Annotated in this window: 19 protein-coding genes; 1 reads left to right on the forward strand and 18 read right to left on the reverse strand. The window is 37.6% G+C overall.

Annotation, left to right across the window (positions count from 1 at the left end; all coding sequences use genetic code 11):
• Window positions 1-20: 20 nt before the first annotated feature.
• From IEU71_RS04495 to IEU71_RS04540, 12 genes are all read right to left on the reverse strand, one after another.
• Entirely contained in the window at window positions 21-476 is a 456-nt protein-coding gene (locus tag IEU71_RS04495) for a Fur family transcriptional regulator (protein WP_004914041.1), read from the reverse strand.
• Window positions 477-583: 107 nt separating this feature from the next.
• Complete coding sequence (locus tag IEU71_RS10180) at window positions 584-1018, reverse strand: glycosyltransferase-like membrane protein (protein ID WP_488534252.1); 435 nt, start codon at window positions 1016-1018, stop codon at window positions 584-586.
• A complete protein-coding gene (locus IEU71_RS04500) occupies window positions 1014-2168 on the reverse strand; it encodes a glycosyltransferase-like membrane protein (RefSeq protein WP_004914037.1) in 1155 nt (384 codons plus the stop codon). The genes IEU71_RS10180 and IEU71_RS04500 overlap by 5 nt, the downstream gene beginning before the upstream one ends.
• Before the next feature lie 17 nt (window positions 2169-2185).
• Complete coding sequence (locus IEU71_RS10185) at window positions 2186-2368, reverse strand: 6-carboxytetrahydropterin synthase (RefSeq protein ID WP_308738280.1); 183 nt, start codon at window positions 2366-2368, stop codon at window positions 2186-2188.
• Window positions 2350-2565, reverse strand: a complete 216-nt coding sequence (locus IEU71_RS10190; RefSeq protein ID WP_004914035.1) for a tunnelling fold family protein — start codon at window positions 2563-2565, stop codon at window positions 2350-2352. The genes IEU71_RS10185 and IEU71_RS10190 overlap by 19 nt, the downstream gene beginning before the upstream one ends.
• The gene (locus tag IEU71_RS04510; protein ID WP_004914033.1) at window positions 2558-3904 is read right to left on the reverse strand and encodes a TIGR03111 family XrtG-associated glycosyltransferase; all 1347 of its coding nucleotides are present in this window, start codon (window positions 3902-3904) and stop codon (window positions 2558-2560) included. The genes IEU71_RS10190 and IEU71_RS04510 overlap by 8 nt, the downstream gene beginning before the upstream one ends.
• Window positions 3901-4491 carry an exosortase XrtG gene (xrtG, locus tag IEU71_RS04515; protein ID WP_004914029.1) on the reverse strand — a complete coding sequence of 197 codons (591 nt, stop codon included), beginning with the start codon at window positions 4489-4491 and terminating at the stop codon, window positions 3901-3903. The genes IEU71_RS04510 and xrtG overlap by 4 nt, the downstream gene beginning before the upstream one ends.
• A gap of 1 nt (window position 4492) precedes the next feature.
• Window positions 4493-5266: a Firmicu-CTERM sorting domain-containing protein gene (locus IEU71_RS04520; protein ID WP_080518952.1), complete on the reverse strand. Its 774-nt coding sequence runs from the start codon at window positions 5264-5266 to the stop codon at window positions 4493-4495.
• Between the two features lie 81 nt (window positions 5267-5347).
• Window positions 5348-6220: a GGDEF domain-containing protein gene (locus IEU71_RS04525; RefSeq protein ID WP_241870129.1), complete on the reverse strand. Its 873-nt coding sequence runs from the start codon at window positions 6218-6220 to the stop codon at window positions 5348-5350.
• Between the two features lie 265 nt (window positions 6221-6485).
• Window positions 6486-7262, reverse strand: coding sequence for an EAL domain-containing protein (locus IEU71_RS04530; RefSeq protein WP_051000479.1), 777 nt, complete (start codon window positions 7260-7262; stop codon window positions 6486-6488).
• A 186-nt stretch (window positions 7263-7448) separates the two neighbouring features.
• A complete protein-coding gene (locus IEU71_RS04535; RefSeq protein WP_004914018.1) occupies window positions 7449-8366 on the reverse strand; it encodes an aldo/keto reductase in 918 nt (305 codons plus the stop codon).
• A 142-nt stretch (window positions 8367-8508) separates the two neighbouring features.
• Entirely contained in the window at window positions 8509-9558 is a 1050-nt protein-coding gene (locus IEU71_RS04540) for a 2,3-butanediol dehydrogenase (protein WP_004914016.1), read from the reverse strand.
• A gap of 233 nt (window positions 9559-9791) precedes the next feature.
• Between IEU71_RS04540 and IEU71_RS04545 the strand changes: the two genes are divergently transcribed.
• A complete protein-coding gene (locus IEU71_RS04545; RefSeq protein WP_004914015.1) occupies window positions 9792-10625 on the forward strand; it encodes an aldo/keto reductase in 834 nt (277 codons plus the stop codon).
• Between the two features lie 59 nt (window positions 10626-10684).
• Here IEU71_RS04545 and IEU71_RS04550 read toward each other — a convergent pair whose 3' ends face one another.
• The 6 genes from IEU71_RS04550 to dnaG all read right to left on the reverse strand — a co-directional run bounded on the left by IEU71_RS04550 (window position 10685) and on the right by dnaG (window position 17972).
• Window positions 10685-12091, reverse strand: a complete 1407-nt coding sequence (locus IEU71_RS04550) for an NAD-dependent succinate-semialdehyde dehydrogenase (protein WP_004914013.1) — start codon at window positions 12089-12091, stop codon at window positions 10685-10687.
• Between the two features lie 160 nt (window positions 12092-12251).
• Window positions 12252-13253, reverse strand: coding sequence for an alpha/beta hydrolase (locus tag IEU71_RS04555; protein WP_004914011.1), 1002 nt, complete (start codon window positions 13251-13253; stop codon window positions 12252-12254).
• A 129-nt stretch (window positions 13254-13382) separates the two neighbouring features.
• Window positions 13383-14117: a 3-oxoacyl-ACP reductase gene (locus IEU71_RS04560; RefSeq protein WP_004914009.1), complete on the reverse strand. Its 735-nt coding sequence runs from the start codon at window positions 14115-14117 to the stop codon at window positions 13383-13385.
• On the reverse strand, window positions 14117-14674 hold the full coding sequence (locus tag IEU71_RS04565; protein ID WP_004914007.1) for a QueT transporter family protein: 558 nt from the start codon (window positions 14672-14674) through the stop codon (window positions 14117-14119). The genes IEU71_RS04560 and IEU71_RS04565 overlap by 1 nt, the downstream gene beginning before the upstream one ends.
• 102 nt (window positions 14675-14776) lie before the next feature.
• Window positions 14777-16075, reverse strand: a complete 1299-nt coding sequence (rpoD, locus tag IEU71_RS04570) for an RNA polymerase sigma factor RpoD (protein WP_004914004.1) — start codon at window positions 16073-16075, stop codon at window positions 14777-14779.
• A 34-nt stretch (window positions 16076-16109) separates the two neighbouring features.
• Complete coding sequence (dnaG, locus tag IEU71_RS04575; protein WP_004914002.1) at window positions 16110-17972, reverse strand: DNA primase; 1863 nt, start codon at window positions 17970-17972, stop codon at window positions 16110-16112.
• Window positions 17973-18302 lie beyond the last annotated feature (330 nt).

The following is an 18302-nucleotide window of genomic DNA, read 5'->3' on the forward strand; positions in this document are numbered from 1 at the left end:
TACACTGTGGTAGCTGCCTTTTAATGGTTATTTTTCTCACGTTCCTGTTGGCAAATGTCACACAATCCAAATATCTCCAATTTGACGTTTAAGACCAAAAATTGTTGCAATTGAGACTGTAATTGCGGGGATAATGTCGAATCTATCTTAATCACACGATGACAATTTTGACAAAAGAAGTGACCATGACGTGGTGACACAAAGTCACATTGATACTTAACCTTTAACTGACCATTTTCAGATCGTTGCTCAATAATACCAAGATCCGTGAATTCTTTGATGTTGCGATATGTCGTCGTATGGCTGGCATTTGGGTAAATGCTTTGCATATAATCATCAACCTCTGTCACTGACACATAACGATTTTCAAAATCAGACAAAAATTTCAACAAATCTTTGCGTTGCTTCGTTGTCCGCAAGTCACTTTTTTCCAGTATTGCTAAGCCCTTATCATATTGTGCTATGTTATCAGCCATCTACTTTAAACCTCTATCGACATGTCACTTAATCATTACATAAGCTATTATGCTTCAAAAAACGAAAATAGTCCAATTCTTTTGCTTAGTGTCTATCTGTTAGATAATTAATTTTTCATTGTTTGCGTTGGCACATCTTTTTGGAGCCATTTTAATTTGGACCGTAACATTGCCATTGTATCAGGTAACACTAGTGCAGCCATTAACCAAAAAACTGGCAGTCCTTGAATTAAATAACGGGAACGGCCACCTTCAAATATCAAGAGATACATGAATAAACCAACAATAGACAGTCTTAATATTTGAGTCAATTTATTTTTGCTACGCCAGCCTAATGCAATCATAGACAGTAATAAAATCCAAACAACTTGAGCAATATATCGAAAATCAGATAAATACTTTCCCTCCGTATAAACAAAATCTTCAAATAGTCGCGTCAATCCTGCTCCAGTAGGCTTAGCAGTCATAAAGTTTCCCTCAATTAGCCATGCAAAAGTGCCATCTGAAGAGTTCCTATTTTGTTTAGAAATAAGAAACTTAATATAACCAAAAAAAACCTCGCTTTTTCAATCTTGCAATAAGATGTTTTTTTGAGTAGTCAACCATTGCTTTTTGACTGGGCTGCCTACCCATTGCCAATGCGTCTTTAGCATTATAGCCCCCATTTCCACTAACACCCATATTAATAAAATGAATTGCTGGCACAGTGCGATGTGGTGTAATTTCAATCACTTGTTGTGACTCTATTTGATGATTAACATAAGCATAACTCGTAACGACACCCACACATAGCAATAGTGCTATCATAATACTTTTAAGTTTTTGCCACTGAACGTCAATTCCCACTGAATTTCTAAAAAGATAAAGAAATTCAACCGCCACAATAGCTATGATAGGCACAATAGCCGATGGCTTTATAAAATAAATTGCCGTTAGGAAAAAGCCATTTCCCAACGTGGCGAATAAACGCCACACTAACTTAAAATTAGACTTTTGTGCGATGACATATGTCAAGATTAATCCAGAAACCAAGGGCATGACAACGACATCCGAGTATGGTACTAAAATCATAGGAAATACCAAAATCCAAATAGCATGCATGTATATGGTGGCGATTACTTTCTGACGATCAATTAAAGCTATTGTCAAAATATTTAGTAAAACTGCAACATCAAGGAAAATGACATTAACAATATCAAATAATAGCCAAGATGTACTATTTGCAAATACGGCAATTTGATGTTGCAATAACAACAAAGCCAAGTTGTTGGTGTACATACTAAAGTATGCTTTCAATTCATTACTATGATCAGGCAGGAGACCTTCGTGTATGGCACCCGGATCGAATCCGATACTTGGATGCGTATGCAACACCAATATCACTTGAATCAGTATGACTAGAGATAATATAATTGGTGCAACGATACTGCCTTTATCTTTAAACAGCCATAACATCGATAATCGGAATTTTTTAAACACAAAGAAAGCTGACGCAATACCAACCATCAACAATAAAAATACAATGGTCACCCACGTTGTGCCTTCACCCAATGTTTGGGGTGTTAATGTGTCACCAAGCGTTAAATTTGGCGACATCAAAGCAAAATATAGAGAAATAAAAATAAAAAAGTAAAATAGATAATCAATCAGATGATTCCCAAATTTAAAAAATGCCAATTTAAATTTTGTCAATGTTTAAGCCTTTCTGCTCAATCAGCAAGAGAAATTGAATAGAATCGTTTTGCCGATTCACCCAAATCTAATTGCACTAATTGAAAATGAATGACATCTAGTGCAGCTGTTAATTCATCAAACAACACATCAGCGAAATTTTCTAATGTCGGATTAATTGTTCTAAACGGTGCTATATCATTTAGCGTTTGCCCCGCAATTTCTGTAAATAATTTTGGACTAGTAACTCAATATCTTCAAATTTAACAACTTCAGATGTTGACGTAACAGGTGGTATGATATTTAGCACTACTTCCCAAGTGTGAGGATGTATCGTCCCTTGCCCATCAGCCCAACGAATGGCGTGGCTCGCGTTAATAAAGGTGCGTAATTTATATTGAGATATTTTTTTAATCATCTGTTTTACTTTTCTTAAACCGAGATAAGTCATCCAAAATGATTTGTTTAATGACTTTCAGTTCATTTTTAAAATTATTTGTGCGCCACGTTGCAGAGTTTGTAATCATGTTGATGATACCAATGAATCTAATGATTGATACAATCATGTTATAGAGCGGTAACGTTAAGACAACCCACCATTTTCGTTTAAGATACTTTTTTTCTTCTTTGAAATCAGTCAACATTCTGTTTACTTGCCAATAAATTAAAATCGAAAATAGCACATAAAGTAAATACATTAACACAAAGGACGCCAAAATTAGAACAGCTGAATAACCATAAAACACTAAGACAAATAAACCAATCGTCCATATCAAACGAGGAAACAGGAACGTATGATCAACCATTAAACGACTCACCATGAAGTTCTTGAAGAAATTGCCGATGTGCATATCTTTTGCCAAAAAGTCTGACGAAACGTCAACCTGTCCACGTTGCCACCTTTGTCGCTGCGTGTAAAGTTCTGAAACGCCATCAATGGGTTCAACATAGAAAATCGCGTTGTAACAAAAACCGACCTTTTTTCCTAATCGCTCACGAATTTGAAACGTCATATCCGTATCTTCGCCAACTGTATCGACGTTATACATATAGGTGCTGACTAATGTTTCACGTTTAAAAGCAGAGAAAGCCCCTGACATTGTAAATAGCTGATTCTTAGCTGATTCCATGCTTCGACCAAACATACATGCCTGTAAATATTCGAAGTACTCATTAACTCTTAAAACCCGTGCCTGCCACTTTTTTGTATCCTGAATCATTTTCTTATTAGTCAAAACGGCGCCAGCAGCAGCATCGATATCTGGATTATTTTCAAAATATAGCACTAAATTACGTAATGCATCAGGCTGTAAGATACCATCTGTGTCAAGATTAATGACATACTGACCAATGCTATTATAAATTGCGGAATTCAACGCTTTCGCTTTCCCTTGATCAGCGTCAATCCATTGCAAAAGTGCGTTGGGAAAAGCAACTTGTGCACGACCAAATTCACGAAAACTATTATCTTGGCTATTGTTATTTACAATCGTCATTTGTATCAAATCTTTTGGATAAGTTGTATTCACAATTGACTCAATGCACTCAAATAATGTTTTTTCCGAATTGTAGACGGGTAAAATAATAGAAATCATCGGTAATTTTTGCGGTATGGATAAAGGTTGATTCAATATTTTACTGTAATTGGTCCGAAAAGAATGCCAAAGTGTCGGAATAATTTCAAACAGTATTGGAATTAACAGCCAACTTGCCCAAAAGCCCAACTGATGAATTAATTGATTAATAAATGTATTCATGTTGTCTCCCGATTTTGCGATGCCACTTGGATTAATTGCCCACGAGTGAAAATTGTAAAGTAAAAAGTCAACATTAGTACGTAAAATAAGAGTCTTCCCAAAATGGAGTGAGCTAGAAAGAAACTATCACTGCCAAAAAGATGGAGACTTGTGGCCACAAAAGTTAATCGCACAATGTTTGCAGCAAAGATAAAAGCGACACCAGTCAATGCAAGCCACAATCTTTGTTGCACTTTAAACACTGGATAAAACGAAATGAGACTCACAAAAGCTGCTGTTTCAACAATACCAGAACATTCGTAGTCAACATTCATCAAAATAATTCGTTCATGATATAGCACTTGAATCACATGACCCAAAGGTAATGTACTAAAAATGCCAAAAAAGTCGCCAACTAAACCAACACCCCATGTCATAATAGTTGAAAATAGCCAAATAGCATATGGTTTGCTCCATAATACTAAAACAATAAATAAACCTAAACTCCCCATCAAAAAATAAAATGCATCTAGTTTAGCACGCTTAAAAACTGACAGGCTATATATCCAAAGGAGCACTACTATTAAAATGATTGTTTTCATCAACATTTTATGCACCCGTATTTTTTTCTTTTGTTTGACGCTTTAGTCGCAATCGGTATCCAAAAAAGGCAATGAGAAGACCTAGAAACGCAATAATCCAAGGCCCAGATGAAGCGCCCACATACGTGATTGAAGCTTTTCCCTTAAAATATTGACCATCTTTACCTTCAAAATCATCATACTCACCACTCGATGTGAGTGAAATTTCTGAATTTTCGGGAATTGTAACCGCTAAATCTTTGCGACTAATTCGAAATTCATAGACATATTTAAACTTAGATTCATCACCTTTAACAGTTTCTACGTCAACATAGCCACCTTGCGTATCATGCACTAAATGCTGCCAATCACCAAAAGCTTGTGAAACATCAACAGAAAAAGCGTGTCCCTCACCATTAGTTACTGTGCCATTGCCGAGCTGAATTTGATAGGGTTTGCCATCAATAAATATATAATACTGTTGATGAAAATTGGCATACTTGTCTAATGTACTGAAATGATTTGACATGTCAGCATTTAAGTCATACCAGCTGTCAATATAAACGTAAATATAGTCCTCATCGTATGAAAGTTTGATATCACGTTGAAAATCAGTTTGAGTGCCGTTAATATCAGCTGGTTGGCTGGAATTCAACTGAGTCCCCGGTACGTTATCCCAGTCATTAAAATTGCCATCAATCTGAATACTGCTGGAATCAGCCGATACCCTTTCGACTAAATGAGTTGAGACAAAGAGTAGAGATATCACTAATACTAATATGGTAAACATTGTTTTCTTCATGTTTGCTATAATCCTCGCTATTGTATAATCCCCATCGTCATGATTGATGGCTTCCTAAGCTGTCGTTGCACTAATATTTATTTAACGGTTCACGATGACGCCGTCCACAGTAACTGCATTTTTGGCAAAATATAGATAAGACTCGGCGCGATTGTAAAACATTTCCTTGGTTTTATCTTTTTCATGCCACTCGGCAACGCCAATTGAGATTGTGACGCCAAAAGTGCCTTTATCAGTATTCACAGAGAGCTCATTGACGGCCTTTAAAATATTTAAAGACATTTTCTGTGCCTCAGCATAATCTGTATTTTCTAGAATAATGCCAAACTCTTCGCCGCCAATTCGAAATAGCTCCGCACCTTTGTAGTTAACAATATTTTCCCTGATAGCGTGTGATACCTCTTTTAAAACAGCATCACCTATTAAATGCCCATAAGTATCATTAACCAGCTTAAAATTATCTATATCCAATATGATAAACGCTAGTTGAATTGTTTTATTTTTTGCCGCTTTAAACGATTGGTCAAAACTTTTTTCAAAGGCGGTACGGCTACTCAATTGCGTCAAAAAATCAGTATTAATACGTTCAATCAAAGCTTCATATTGTATACGACCGACGCTATTAACCAAATGAATGCAGGTCATATAAACAATCAACTTACAAATCAGAGCAATAAACAGGAGCACATCAAGTTCTTGACTAGGTAAAATCAATAACCCCCACGACGTAGCAAATACAATCATTGCAATTACAAATAATAATTTGTTTTCAATAATTGCCACTGAATATTTTTGAATAACAAAGGCAGAAACAGCGATGACTAGCAAACCTATTACAGCTATTGCAAGGCTAAGTGGCGTGATATCATGAATACCTCTATTAAAATTGAAGTTAATAAAAAATATGGTTGCAACCAAGGTTAAAATGTAAACTTGACCCCGTTCATTTAGCATTAATAGAAAATAAAACCACAACAAAACTTGTAAATTACATTCGGTCAACCATTGTGTATAACTATCAATCGAAAGCAAATAACTTTGCAACATAAATATGCTAAACAGCGGTACAAAAGAGCGAATGAAGTGTAGGAAATTTTCGTATTTTTTTGTCTGAAATGCTGATGCCATAGCATTTAAAATCATGCAGCACAGTGAAATAATGCCGACGACAATAAAAAAAGAAAAAACACTAGTTAAGTTAAAAAGGCCAAAGAATATGCTAAAAAATTCTGAAATGATCGTCATTTTGATCACGCTTATTCCTCTCAACATGTTTTTTACAATCAGTCGGACAAGCATTGGTTTTAAACAAAAATCCCTGTTGCAAGCTTACGCCCAATGTTTGTAAGTTGTCAGAAACACTCTCCGTCTCAACCCCTTCAACAACTAAATCCATGTCATGCCTACCAACAATCGACTGTAACAAATGAATTTGCAGCACAATCTCGTCTGGTGTCATCATTTTCTCAAGATGACGATAAGAAATCTTGAGACGATCAAGATATTGAATCGTAATTTCAAGATTGCCTAATGAATTATTACCTGTTGTTAAATCATCCAATGCTAGTCGATAACCCAATTTTTTTAAGCGTTTAAACGCCAAAACATTAATCGTTTCACCATACTGACCATAACGTCTTAACGTTGGAATTTCAGTGATTTCTAAAATTAAGCGAGACCGATTTTCTTGTGAAATATTCTTCATAATTTCAAAAGTCGTTTCGTATTCAATTTCTTGTTGATCAAGGTTCAACGAAAAATGTATTTCTGGATTATCAACTAAAATACGGTTCACTTCCTGCACAATATGCTTCAAAAATTTGGCATGGATTGTTTCCGATTTTGTCATCCACGCATACTCATCTTTGGGAAAACCTGAGACTATATTATTACGTAAAAGTAATTCAAATTCTATTATCTGTTCATTTTTTAAATGTCGAATTGGTTGTCCTACGAAGTAAAAATTTTTAATTGCATCAGTTATAATAGTATTCAAAACACTATCGCTCCTTTAATTTCAAATATTTATGTCAATTAAAAATCTTTACTATTTTAACGAAGAACATTATATTTAAATTTATGTAATAATATCTTAATTTTATCACACCTTTTATACTTTAATAAGTCCTATTATGTAGACAAAAAACGCTAACCTATTCGGCTAGCATTTTCGTTTTGACTATTAAATACCACTAAATACACGATCAATCGTCTGATAGTCATCATCTGACAAGTCAACTTTTAACGTGGCAGCATTGTCGGCCACTTGTTGCGGTTGTCTTGCACCAGGAATCACAACCGCAATATCAGGATTTTTGATATACCACGCCAAAACAGTCTGGGCAACAGTAGCTTGATGACTACTAGCAATCTGTTTGACCACATCTATTCCAGTCATGATCTTATGAAATTGATCTGCTGAAAACTGCTTAAACTTGCTACTATCTTCTGGCTGATACTTACCCGTAAGTAATCCTGAGGCTAATGGAAAGTATGGCACAAATTGAATGTTATTTTCCTTTAGGTAGGGCCACAGCTTGGTTTCAGCTTCACGATCACCTAAGTTGTAATGATCTTCTACAAAATCAACGCCACCATCTTTATTGGCTTCTTTAATTTGTTCTAAACTAAAATTAGAAACACCGACAGCCTTGATTTTGCCAGCTTGTTTTAGCTTAGTTAAAGCGTCTACGGCTTCATCTTTAGGCGTATCGTCATCCGGAAAATGGATATAAAACAAATCAATATAATCTGTTTTGAGACGTGTCAAAGCATCATCAACAGCTTGTGTTAAAAAAGCTGGCGTGTTATTAATTTTTAAATCGTGATTAGGATCTTGCGCTGCTTTAGTCGCAATTTTAAAGTTTTCACGCGGATAATTTTGTAAAACATCCCCAATGATTTCTTCGGATCGACCCAATCCGTACATAAATGCCGTATCAATCATTTGAATATTTGAATCTAATGCTTCTTTTACAAGGTCATAACCATCTTGATCACGAAGGCCGTCAAACAAATTGTGTCCACCGACTTTATTTGTGCCAATCCCTAACTTTGCAGCCTTATGATTTAGTTGATTTACAACGTCTTTATCTATCACTTGCGTCTCCTCCTACTTACTATTTATAACTATAATTATAAACCCTAAGCAGATAGCAACCAAGTGATTTGTTTGCAAATGACACTGCTGTTTTTCACCACAAAAAAAGCACACGCTACTGTGTGCTCCAAAATATACTAAATTATGCTTGATTCAAATCAATTAAAATTTTAGCTTGTGACTTATCACGTGTCAACGCTTCAAAACCATCATTAACAATGTTATCCAATTCAATGGTATCAGTGATAACTGGCTGAACATCAATTTGACCGCTACTTACCAAATCAACCGTTTGTTGGAACGTTTCCTTAGAATAAGCAATCGTTGTGGTCAACTTGACACCAGCGTTCATCATTTGCATTGGATCAAAGCTAATTGGCTTAGCAAAAATTGAAACAATAACAACACTACCACGTGGACGTGTCGCGTCAATTGCTTGTTCAAACGTTGGTTGTACACCAGCAACTTCAAATGATACATCGGCACCACCTGGAATAATGTCTTTGATCGCAGCAATTGCGTCTGGCACTTGGCTAGGATTAATAACGTCTGTTGCGCCCATTTCCAATGCCTTCTTCAAACGAACTTCTGACAAGTCCACCGCAACAATTTTAGTTGCGCCAGCAGCTTTTGCAGCCGCAGCAACCAAAACACCAATTGGTCCAGCACCGAAAATAACAACCTTTTCGCCAAATCGCAAATCACCTTCTTTAACGGCTTGAACCGCAACAGCAGTTGGTTCAATTGTTGCAGCTAATTTCAATGAAAAGTCTTCTGGAAGATGATAAAGATTCTCTTCTGGGACATTGACAAACGAAGTGAAGCCACCATCTGTGCTCAAACCAATGAAGCTATAGCCATCATAAACATCAAGATTATCAGGTGAAATTCCCTTAGTCACTGTTGGATTAATCGAAACATGATCACCAACTTTAAACTTGGTAACATCAGCACCAACTTTTTCAATCACACCAGAAAATTCATGTCCCATTGTTAATGGTGCTTGTCCACCAGTTAAAGTGTCTGGTGCATCAACTGGAATAAAGACGGGTCCTTCCAAATATTCATGTAAGTCACTGCCGCAAATTCCGGCATACGCTACACGTACAACAACTTCGTCGGACTTTGCTGGCTTTAACGCAACATCCTCGACTCTAACATCTTTCACACCATGCCATACAGCTGCTTTCATTATTATGTCTCCTTTGATGACAGTAAGTTTTTAAAGACTATATGTCTTTAGTAATATTATAACGCTTATTTTATTTCTTTGTGTAAAAAATCACCTGAAAATAATGATTAAATTCAACCATCATTTGATTTTATCAACCATGTTTGTAAGATATTTTACAAGCAATATTTTTGCATCGGCCGTATTTATCGTTTAATGTAAGTGTTATCAATTAAGAAAGAAGGAAAATGAAAATGTCATTTTATGAATTAAGTGACGGACAGCAATTGCCAGCAGTTGGTTTTGGTACCTATAAACTCGACGGTATCACAGGTGCTCATGCTATCACTTCAGCAATTAAAGCTGGTTATCGTTTATTAGACACTGCTTTCAACTATCAAAACGAGGGCACTGTGGGACAAGCAATCAAGACTTCCCATGTCTCACGTGATGAACTGATTGTCACTTCAAAATTGCCGGGTAAATATTATAGTGATCAGCAGGCATCAATTGATTTGATTCAAGAATCCTTATTTCGTTCCAAATTAGATTACTTTGATTTGTACTTGCTTCATTGGCCAAATCCGATTGATGATCATTATGTTGAAGCATGGGATACGCTAATTCAAGCACAGAAGTTTGGATTAGTAAAATCAATCGGTGTCTGCAATTTCTTACCTGAACACCTAGAACGACTACAAACAGAAACGGGCCATTTACCGGTAGTCAATCAAATCGAATTACATCCCTTCTTTAATCAAGCAGAAATGCGTGCGTATAATTCTGAACACAATATCTTAACTGAAGCTTGGAGTCCCCTAGGCCGAGCAAGCGATTTATTGACTAACCCAACCCTAGTTGATATCGCTAAAAAATATCACAAAAATGTTGGTCAATTGATTTTGAAATGGGAAGTATCGCTTGGTGTTCTCCCTATTCCAAAAGCCACTCACTTTGCCCGTCAAGTTAGCAACTTGGATATTTTTGATTTTGACATCACAAAGGACGACATGGCACGTATTAACGCACTGTCAAAACCTGATGGTCGAACCAATAACCAAGACCCTGCCGTTTATCAAGAATTCTAAAAAAAAGCTTTTAATCTCTTCAATAATAAGAGATTAAAAGCTTTTCTTTTGATCAGATTTTAAACGAATCCACCAAATACATCATCCAAATCAATTGGTTCATGCTTCGTAACAATTGTTTCTTTGTTGACGAATGTTTCAATACCAAAGCGACCCAATTCACGACCGTAGCCGGAATTTTTAACACCGCCGAATGGCAATTCGGGTAATGTACCACCAAAGCTGTTGGCAAAGACTGCACCAGTTTCTAGGCGTGATGCCACTTCAGTTGCATGTTCAGCCGAACCACCAAACACAACGCCACTCAAGCCATAGTGGGAATCGTTGGCTAAAGCAATTGCTTCTTCTTCATCCTTGACTTTGTAAACTTGTCCAACTGGACCAAAGAATTCTTGATAAAATGCTGGGTTTTCCTTAGTGATGTTGGTCAAAATAACTGGCTCGAATTGTGCAGCTGGCAAGTTCTGTTCAACACTACCAAACGCAAGTGTTGCGCCAGCATCGACTGCCGCTTTAACCTGTTTTGTCAGATTCTGCTTAGCTTTTGAAGTACTTAGTGGTGCCAAAGTGGTATCTGAATCCATTGGATCACCAATTTTTGCTTCAGAAAAGGCTTCTTTAAGCATGTCTAACAGTGCATCATAGTTCTTTTCTGTCACGATAAAGCGCTTTGATGACGTGCAGACTTGACCAGCATTATACAAACGTGCACCACCAATAATTTTCTTAATTTCTGAAAGGTCAGCGTCTTCCAAAACAATAAATGGATCACTGCCGCCGAGTTCAAGAGAACTCTGCTTCATGTTCTTACCAGCTTCTGCGGCAATAAGTTGTCCAGCGCGCTCTGATCCTGTCAACGCCACACCTTGAACACGATCGTCTGCAATAATATTATTAACTTGATCATAGTCAACGTAAAGATTAGTGAAGGCACCGTCTGGTACACCTGCTTCGCTAACAACTTTTTCAAAAGCACCAGCTGCCATTGGTGTGTTACTAGCATGCTTCAATAACATTGGATTGCCGGCCATGAAGTTAGGGGCAAAGACACGCATAATTTGATAGTATGGGAAGTTCCAAGGCTCAACTGTCATCAAGACACCTGTTGGTCTTGAGATTGTTTGGGCTGGTCCGATTGATGATTCAATTGGCTTTGGTTTCAAAAATTCCGCTGCATTTTTGGCATAATAACGTGCAATTGATACACAAATAGCAACCTCGCCTTGCGCTTCTACGAAACGTTTTCCCATTTCAAGGGTCAAGACTTTGGCTAACTCATCTGTTTGTGCTTCCATCACGTCAGCCACTTTATTCAACGCTGCGGCACGACTTTCAACAGGATCATTACGCCATTTTTTATACAGTGCATGACCCTTTGCAATTGCTTTTTCGACATAGGCATCATCATGATTGTCATATGTTTTAATCACTTCATCTGTAAATGGATTAATTGTTTGATAGCTCATTTTATTCGACCTTTCGTTTGATACAGAGTGAGTATAACTAACAACATCATTACTATAACACCGTTCAAATTATTACAAAAGTATTTAACTTGTGATTTTATATGCAAATAATATGTAATATTATTCACAAAAAAGCATGATCATCAATTGATCATGCTGACTATTCAACACTGGCTATATAAGCTAGCGTTTGCTGATAACACTTTTTGGCTGCTTTAGTTTGATAATTAAATTGATATTCATGTGTGATGGACTTACTGGTATGATTAAAAAATTGGCTCGTCACTAACACGCCTAATTGTTGTAATTTTTTTTCAAACGCCAAGCCTTGGTCTTGAAAAGAATAAGCATTACCATCTGTGATATAGGTTGGTGGAAATTCAGTTGTGACATGATCAACTAAAGAAGCTTGCTTTAGCTCAACTGACTTTTGCCATTGGCGTGTTCCTAATTCACTCCAAGCAACTGAATGAACGAACCATTTTAATATTAATGAATCACTTTTTTGATCTAATACTTGCTTGAGATTAACTGGGCCACAATATGAAATCGCGCCTTTAACGGCATCTTTTGGGATAGCTGTTTGAAACTTCATACTTTTGGCGTAGCTTTTATTCGTTGCCAATGCTGCATATTGCAGGGCAATTTGTGCACCGGCCGAGTCACCGCCAACAATTATTTGGGATGTATTCAAATTTGATTGACTTTTTAGATAATTTATTGCGTCATTTAACTGATATAGTTGGCTTGGATAAGTCGCAGTGGGCGCCAACTGATAGTTAATTGCAATGACTGTTAATTTGGCGTCAGCAGCTATTTTTGTGGCAAATTCCTTCATGCCACTTTTGTCACCACCCACATACCCACCACCGTGAACCCAGACAAGTGTTGCTTTAGATTTTGTTACATCTTTTGGTTGATAAATATCTAAAGTGTTTTTTTGATAATGAGACGGATAAACGACATTACCGGTCACCGTGACATTTTTAGAAGCCGACTTAAAAGCACTTTTATCCGTAATCGTTACTGGCCCGTCAAACATACGTTTAATCAAATATGCACTTGGTCTTGGAGACAAACTAAATGCTAACAAAGTTGTCAATATTATGACTAATAAGGAAACAACCAACCAGAAAAGCCACCTTCTAATTCTTCGCCACATCAACCATCACCTACTCATATTTCGCTCTTTTGAATTACTATGACTTTTATCATATCATGTGTATGAACACAAAAAAACCAAACCCGTTAGGATTTGGAAAGGTTTAATGACTACAACATAATTTATCTATTAATGTCCTAAACTCCAACCACCATCAATTGGCACTACTGCGCCATTGATATAGTCAGCTTGTGAACTGGTTAAAAATAAAGTTAGATCAGCTACTTCTTGTGGTATCGCCCAACGTTTTGCAGGTGTTTGTTCAGCCACTTGTTTAGCCATTGTGCCATCTCCGGCAAAGTCCGCTGCATTCATCGGCGTATTGATAGCTCCCGGAGCAATCGCGTTAATGTGAATACCCTTTTGAGCATAGTCAAATGCCAGTTGTTTGGTATAACCAATAATCGCGTGTTTGCTTGTTGTATAGGCAGCACCACCTCCACCCGCGGAAAATCCTGCGATGGAAGCCATATTCACAATGTGCCCACCACCTCTTGCAATCATACCGGGCAACACTGCATTAGTTGTAATAAACATAGGCGTAACATTCACGTCTAGAACATGTTGCCAATTCTCAAAATCCGTTTCCAAACTAGGTTGATAATTGTCTAAAATACCAGCCGTATTGATTAAAATATCAATACTTTCCTTATCTGTAATAGTGGTTAGTAAATCAATTAGCTCGTCATGGTGACTGATATCGAGTTGATAAGTAACTAGCCTTTCATGCTGTACGTCTATGAGCTGTTCATCGATTGCAATAACACGAGCACCGTTTGTTAAATAACTCATCATCTGAGAAAAACCGATGCCAGAAGCGGCACCGGTAATCAAAATATTCTTATTTGTATATGTCTTTGTCATTATTTACTCAAATCAACTATTTTACTAAGTGAAAAAATAATAATGCCACCCACAATTAATGAAACAAGTTCACCGGGTACTACGCTAATGTAATACGCCAACCATTGTGCAAAGATTCCGCCTTTTGCACCAGAGGCAAAGGCACCACTTGCGCCAATGCTGAAAGCAAACGTAAATTCCGCAGCCAAAATAGCCATGCCGATAGTTGACACCACAGCAGAACTAATAATAATTTTTACAATCGCACTTTTTACTTTTTTTGTTAATAAATAAGTAATAGCCGTCATAATAACAGTCCCTAAAGTGCCAAATACCCAATCAATCCACCCTAAAGGTGAAACCAAATTAGCGATTAATACACCTGATCCAAGCGCTAGTACATAACGTTTGTTCCAAGCTGATAAATGATTCAGCCCTTCGGACAGGCGTAACTGAACTGGACCAAATCCTATTGGTGCAACAACGATAGTAATCGCTGCATACAAAGCAGCGACAATTGCTACCATAGTAATGTTGCGCGTACGGCTTGATTCTGAAACTGTCATAGATTTTTGCATTGATAAATTCTCCTAGTTTTGATGAGCGGGATGGTAGATGAACCGCTGTTTTCATTGTCACGTTGATTCCTATGCTTTATCAACGATCATTGAGTGTCTTGATTAATTCGTACTTTCATCCATAAAATCTTTAAGTTGCTTTGAACGGCTTGGGTGACGCAACTTTCTCAAAGCTTTAGCCTCGATTTGGCGAATACGTTCACGTGTTACACCAAATACACGACCTACTTCTTCCAACGTGCGCGTACGTCCATCTTCCAAGCCAAAGCGCAAACGCAACACGTTTTCTTCTCTATCAGTTAATGTGTCCAAAACTGACTCCAACTGTTCACGCAACATTTCGTAGGCAGCTGAATCAGCAGGTGAAACGGCTTCATTGTCCTCAATGAAGTCGCCCAAATGTGAATCATCCTCTTCACCAATAGGTGTTTCAAGTGAAACAGGTTCTTGCGCGATTTTTAAAATTTCACGAACTTTGTCGGCCGTCAAATCCATTTCGGCACCAATTTCTTCCGGTAGTGGTTCACGTCCAAGATCTTGCAATAATTGACGCTGAATACGAATCAATTTATTAATTGTTTCGACCATGTGAACTGGAATACGAATTGTACGTGCCTGATCAGCGATAGCGCGTGTAATAGCCTGACGAATCCACCATGTGGCATAAGTTGAAAATTTGAAACCCTTGGTGTAATCAAATTTGTCAACGGCTTTCATCAGACCCATATTACCTTCTTGAATTAAATCCAAGAATTGCATGCCACGACCGACATACCGCTTAGCAATCGACACAACCAAACGCAAGTTAGCTTCGGCTAATTCTTGCTTGGCTTCAACATCGCCATTTTCAATTCGCTTGGCGATTTCTATTTCTTCGTCGCCTTTCAAGAGGTTAACACGACCGATTTCCTTGAGGTACATGCGAACAGGGTCATTGATTTTGATTCCGGCTGGTGTTTCTTCTGCTTCGGCTAACTCCTCTGCTGAGGGCTTATTTTGTTTGGCTTTCAACACTTCTGGTGCTGGGTCACCATTGTCATCAACAATTGCAATGCCCGCATCTTCAACCTTTTCCATCAAACGTTCGATGTTTTCTTCATCTAAGTTGAATGGCTCTGCCAAGCGTTTTGACAAATAAGCATAAGTAATTGACTTAGCAGTCTTAAACTCAGCAATCAATGCCTTTGTGGCTTTATCATATTCTGGATTTTTAAGTGGACCAGATTTTTTGGCTGACTTTGGCTTTGACGCTTTGCCCGCTGCTGCAGCTTGTTCAGGTGTCTTACCTTGTGCTAAAGCCAATAATTCAGCTTTCTTAGCGCGACTATTGTAAGCGATATTGTTCTCATCTAGGTATGCTTTGATATCTAAAATCTTGCTTGCACTTGAAACAGTTGTCATGCTTAACTCCTTTTTACACTAAACGTGCGTTCCATTACTGTTGTTGCTTCTTAATGTTAATCAATTCGGTTGTCAATTGTACTAGCTTCGTGTCATCACGTTGTTGCTTTGCAACGGTAATTTGTCGTTGCAATTCGTCAATTCTCGACATTTTTGGGGCATCATTGATGATTAAACGTAAATAATCGCTAACCGCTTCGTCTTTAACTTCCAAATCACCAAACAAACGATCTATGGCCATTATTTTTTGGTTCAGCTCTGGCTTTTGCAAAAAATCCATAAATTCTGCAATGTCGAAACTGCCAATATGATCTCGCTGATAAACTTCAGCTAACATCATTAATAACTGATAATCTGAATGAACAAATGCAAAACCGGCAGTAGACTTAACCCGACGCATCACTTGCGGATCTTTAATCATTGCCATAATTAAGGCACGCTCAGCCAACTCTACCTTGGAAACCGTGTTTTTAAACTGTGGGTTAGCCTCATAAAGTTGATCATAATAATTATCTTGTGGCGGCTCGCCATAAAAATCATCCCTAGTCGTCAAACGCTGTGATTGCACTTGTGACTGATTTGATTTCTGCTGAAGTGTTTGTGCCAATTGCGCTTGCAACGCTTCTTTAGAAGTCCCGAACTCTTTAGAAATTCGAGTTAACTGCAGATCTTGCTCTACTGGCGTAGCGCGACCCAGTATTATCATCACTTCTTTTAAAAATTGCAAATATTGTGATTGATTACTCAAATTTTTATCACGTTTAGCATCATCAACCAAAAATTCAATCGGCGTTTGGATACTTTGCGTCAAAGATTGTGCTAACTGGGGTAACCCTAATTTAATCCGCACTTCATCTGGATCAAGATTATCAGGTAAATGCACCACGCCAATTTCAAGTGATTTAGTGTTGTTCGTAATCAACTCAATCGACCGTCGTGCAGCTGTCTGTCCGGCATCATCACCATCATAAACCAGCAAAATTCGTTTGGCAATTTTTGCTAATTGGTGGACATGATCGCTTGTTAGCGCAGTTCCCATAGTCGCTACACCAACTTTTTGATCAGCCATGTCAGCTGAAATAACGTCCATGAAACCTTCAAATATCATCGCTGTGCCAGTCTGTCTGATGACATTTTTCGCACGATCAAAATTATATAAGATTCGCCCTTTCATAAAAAAAGGACTCTCAGGACTATTCATATATTTAATTGAATTGTCTTTATCCAGCGCACGACCAGAAAATCCAACCACTTGACCGCGCTCAGTTTTAATTGGCCAGACAATTCGACCAGCAAAGCGGTCACGCTGTTCTCCGGCACTATTGGTGAGGAATAATTCTGAGGCTGATAATAGCGCTGGCGATAGATTCTGATTTTTTGCGTAACTCAACAACAAATTATCGTCAGGTACAAAGCCTATACCAAATGTTTTAATAATATCATCTGTCAGATGACGTTTGTCGTGAAGATACTGAAGTGCGGCTTCTCCTGAGGTCGTATTAAGCAACGTGTGCTGATATAATCTCTGTGCATCATTGTGCAATTGATAAATTGCTTGAGTCGTCGCATCTACTTGGTGCGTGGCCGTCGCTGAAATACTACTGTCAATCGGCATGTCAACACTCTCAGCCAAAAACAGGATAGCCTCTGGATAAGATAGCCCTTCTTTCTCCATAATAAAGGAAAAAACTGAACCCGAGCGACCGCAAGAAAAACAATTAAAAACTTGTTTGTTTTCCTCAACAAAAAGTGATGGATGCTTGTCTTCGTGGAATGGACACGAACCATTCCATTGACGTCCTTTTTTGACGAGCGGCGTGTACTGACCAATAACATCAACAATATTTACTTTCGACCGTACTTCATCAATGAATGATTGCGGAATTTTACTCGCCATGCACACCCCTTTCCAAATAATAAAAGTCGCAAACGACGTCGTTCGCGACCTAATCTTCGTATCTAAAATTATACGTTCAATATTTTAATTTGTCAAGCCCTTTTATTTTTATTAAATCGCTTTATAGCAACGTTTTAGCCATATCAGAATTTTAAATTTATGATATTATGTTAACTTAGCGAGCAATGGCAGATGTCAACCCCAAGCCGAACGATTGTCCCTTGCTCCATAAAATATTCTTGACATAAAATCAATATGGTAGATTGTAAAATTAAACCGAACACTTGAATAAAAAAGCCGCAGCGCCTTTAATGGTAATTGTCTAAAACA

Source organism: Leuconostoc falkenbergense (assembly GCF_014634805.1).
GTDB lineage: Bacteria > Bacillota > Bacilli > Lactobacillales > Lactobacillaceae > Leuconostoc > Leuconostoc falkenbergense.

Excerpts from the sequence above, each read along its gene's own strand:
- IEU71_RS04495 (WP_004914041.1), bottom strand. The coding sequence starts at position 476 with ATGGCTGATAACATAGCACAATATGATAAGGGCTTAGCAATACTGGAA.
- IEU71_RS10190 (WP_004914035.1), bottom strand. The coding sequence starts at position 2,565 with ATGATTAAAAAAATATCTCAATATAAATTACGCACCTTTATTAACGCG.
- IEU71_RS04510 (WP_004914033.1), bottom strand. The coding sequence starts at position 3,904 with ATGAATACATTTATTAATCAATTAATTCATCAGTTGGGCTTTTGGGCA.
- xrtG (WP_004914029.1), bottom strand. The coding sequence starts at position 4,491 with ATGTTGATGAAAACAATCATTTTAATAGTAGTGCTCCTTTGGATATAT.
- IEU71_RS04520 (WP_080518952.1), bottom strand. The coding sequence starts at position 5,266 with ATGAAGAAAACAATGTTTACCATATTAGTATTAGTGATATCTCTACTC.
- IEU71_RS04525 (WP_241870129.1), bottom strand. The coding sequence starts at position 6,220 with ATGCTAAATGAACGGGGTCAAGTTTACATTTTAACCTTGGTTGCAACC.
- IEU71_RS04540 (WP_004914016.1), bottom strand. The coding sequence starts at position 9,558 with ATGAAAGCAGCTGTATGGCATGGTGTGAAAGATGTTAGAGTCGAGGAT.
- IEU71_RS04545 (WP_004914015.1), top strand. The coding sequence starts at position 9,792 with ATGTCATTTTATGAATTAAGTGACGGACAGCAATTGCCAGCAGTTGGT.
- IEU71_RS04550 (WP_004914013.1), bottom strand. The coding sequence starts at position 12,091 with ATGAGCTATCAAACAATTAATCCATTTACAGATGAAGTGATTAAAACA.
- IEU71_RS04555 (WP_004914011.1), bottom strand. The coding sequence starts at position 13,253 with ATGTGGCGAAGAATTAGAAGGTGGCTTTTCTGGTTGGTTGTTTCCTTA.
- IEU71_RS04560 (WP_004914009.1), bottom strand. The coding sequence starts at position 14,117 with ATGACAAAGACATATACAAATAAGAATATTTTGATTACCGGTGCCGCT.
- IEU71_RS04565 (WP_004914007.1), bottom strand. The coding sequence starts at position 14,674 with ATGCAAAAATCTATGACAGTTTCAGAATCAAGCCGTACGCGCAACATT.
- rpoD (WP_004914004.1), bottom strand. The coding sequence starts at position 16,075 with ATGACAACTGTTTCAAGTGCAAGCAAGATTTTAGATATCAAAGCATAC.
- dnaG (WP_004914002.1), bottom strand. The coding sequence starts at position 17,972 with ATGGCGAGTAAAATTCCGCAATCATTCATTGATGAAGTACGGTCGAAA.